Source organism: Fulvivirga aurantia, from assembly GCF_009711475.1.
GTDB lineage: Bacteria > Bacteroidota > Bacteroidia > Cytophagales > Cyclobacteriaceae > Fulvivirga > Fulvivirga aurantia.
This window is the reverse complement of record NZ_SMMD01000388.1, coordinates 1-2,244: the sequence shown is the minus strand read 5'-3', so window position 1 is coordinate 2,244 and position 2,244 is coordinate 1. Positions and strand designations below refer to the sequence as shown.

The following is a 2,244-nucleotide window of genomic DNA, read 5'->3' as shown; positions in this document are numbered from 1 at the left end:
TGAAAAGGTATCGGCAAACTCTTTGGTGATTAGCTGATAGGGCGCTGCATCAGGCGTGAAATTAAAATCACCCGTCAGGATAATTTTTGTTGCATCACTTTCCTCCTTTTGTTTTTTAATTGCTTGTAAGATAAGTTTTGCGCTCTCTGCTCGGGCCGTCACCCCAACATGATCAAAATGGGTATTAAAGTAAAGGATAATTTGTCCTGTCGCCTTATATGCAAACCTCCCCCAGGTGCATATACGAGGAAAGGCTGCATCCCAACTTTTACCGGGTTGGTGCGGGTTTTCTGACAGCCAAAACGTACCGGAATCCTTCAACTCAAAAACTTGTTGGTCATAAAAAATGGCCGAATACTCACCTTGCCCTACTCCACCATCTCGACCGATACCTATATATGCATATCCCTCGAGTCCGGATTTTATATCGTCTAATTGATTTTTCAATCCTTCCTGTGTGCCAAACAACTCCGGATCATGGTAATTGATCAGGCCAATCACATCAGCCTTACGGGCACTCCATCCATTAATTGAGTCTTTTTTATCATCATATTTAATGTTGTATGTCATCACATCAAACGACCAGTCTGACTGTGCATTAACTTTGACCAGGGAGCTGATGATGAAAAAGGTGAGTAAAACGGTATAACACTTTATCATTGATCTTCAGGTTAATTTGAGCAGAATTCAGGTTCATCCACGATTGCACAACTTTTATTTAGCTCAACCACTTCATGGATTTGAGACGTCCTATGGTTGATGACATCAGAATAAATAAAGTCGGCTATTTCTGCTTTGTAGTCAAACATGGGCAGATCATTCCACTCATGACCTCCATTACAGCCTGTAACCAAAAAATAGCCTTTCTCTAACTCTTTGAGTCTGTTGGCTATACTTATTCCCCCATGGAGCATGAGGTAGCCAGGATTACCTTCATCACAGTAATGATGTGGAGCTGAGCCATATGGCACCAAATTATCACAGGTGCCATGAAAAAGTTGTGTAGGAATTGCACTGCGCTTGTTGATAAGTTGAAGATCAAAAATGGCTCCCGCCATGCTGATAACGCCACCATAAGTAAAATCAGTAGGTAGCGCCTTTTTAGTTTCGGGCCAGTAGGCAGCATGCAATACCGCCTCAGCACCAGCACTGCTCCCGGAAAGCACTATGTTGCCCATGTCAAGTCTCAGTTCAGAACGATGCTCATGTAGATAGGCTACAGCAGCACCTATTTCCTGCCCTACCTGTTTGAAGGTGGCAAGTTTATTTCCTGCCAGCTGATTACAACCAAAAGATTGCCCTCTCATGGTAAGTGTGTAAGACATGCTTACAACCACCAACCCTCTCCTGGCCATGTCTTCGCAAAATGTTATGATTTTAGGCTCATCTCGCTTTCCTCCTGCAAAACCACCACCATGCACATAGACCAAGACAGCGCGCTGACTGATATCATCATCATAGGGTTGATAAATGTCCATTTGTAAATCAGTGTCGCTCTCACTCAAATATGTGACAGTAGAGACATCAACTTGATCAAACACCAGGTCTTTGTAGCGCTGGCTACACCCCTCATTGACAAATGAAAGTAGGCAAATACATGATAAATAAAAGGCTTTCATATTAATTACTCAGTATACATTATCTCGCTGCGTTCAGAAATGCCATTTTCATTAAATGCCTCTACCTGATAGTAATACCCCTGGTCTGTATTTAATGCTCTTAGTTCATAATTTGGTTTGTCGTACATAAGCGCAGAAAGGTTGAGCTTATCTTCTGCTATACCCCAGTAAATAACATATCCTGTAGCATCCTCTACCTCACTCCAGGTGAGGTTGGCATTTCTTCTGTCTGTATCACGCCTGACGGAAAAATTGCCTGGTGTAGCAGGTTTCTTCCCTTTACCGTTACCAAAAACTCTTAATTCAGAAATCGACAAAAAATTATTGGTACAATATACATGATCGTATCTCACATATCTGGCCGTAACTGGCTCTTCCAACTCAATGTAAGCATGCGGCATGTCCTTTTTGTTTTCGCTAAAGTCAGCAGCAGTGATCCACTCTTTTCCATCCTCGGAAACCTGAATTTGAAATTGCTGTCTTAAGGTATCAGGCCGGCCAAATATGTTGCTGTTAAAGTCTTGAAAATTGATCTGAACAGCACGTACATCCATTGGGCGCCCAAGGTCCATTTCTACATAAATAGAGTCGTGGTTGGCTTCAGAAACCCAATAAGACCTGATCT

General features: G+C 42.4%; 3 protein-coding genes. All 3 read right to left on the bottom strand.

Annotation, left to right across the window (positions count from 1 at the left end):
* Positions 1 to 660: endonuclease/exonuclease/phosphatase family protein (locus tag E1176_RS02115; RefSeq protein WP_155208925.1), on the bottom strand; the 660-nt coding region annotated here is incomplete at its 3' end.
* Between the two features lie 11 nt (positions 661 to 671).
* Positions 672 to 1,619, bottom strand: coding sequence for an alpha/beta hydrolase (locus E1176_RS02110; protein ID WP_155208924.1), 948 nt, complete (start codon positions 1,617 to 1,619; stop codon positions 672 to 674).
* Between the two features lie 5 nt (positions 1,620 to 1,624).
* Positions 1,625 to 2,244: discoidin domain-containing protein (locus E1176_RS02105; protein ID WP_185152563.1), on the bottom strand; the 620-nt coding region annotated here is incomplete at its 5' end.

What these genes read in the sequence shown, in the direction of transcription:
- E1176_RS02110 (WP_155208924.1), bottom strand. Translation starts at nt 1,619, where the DNA reads ATGAAAGCCTTTTATTTATCATGTATTTGCCTACTTTCATTTGTCAAT.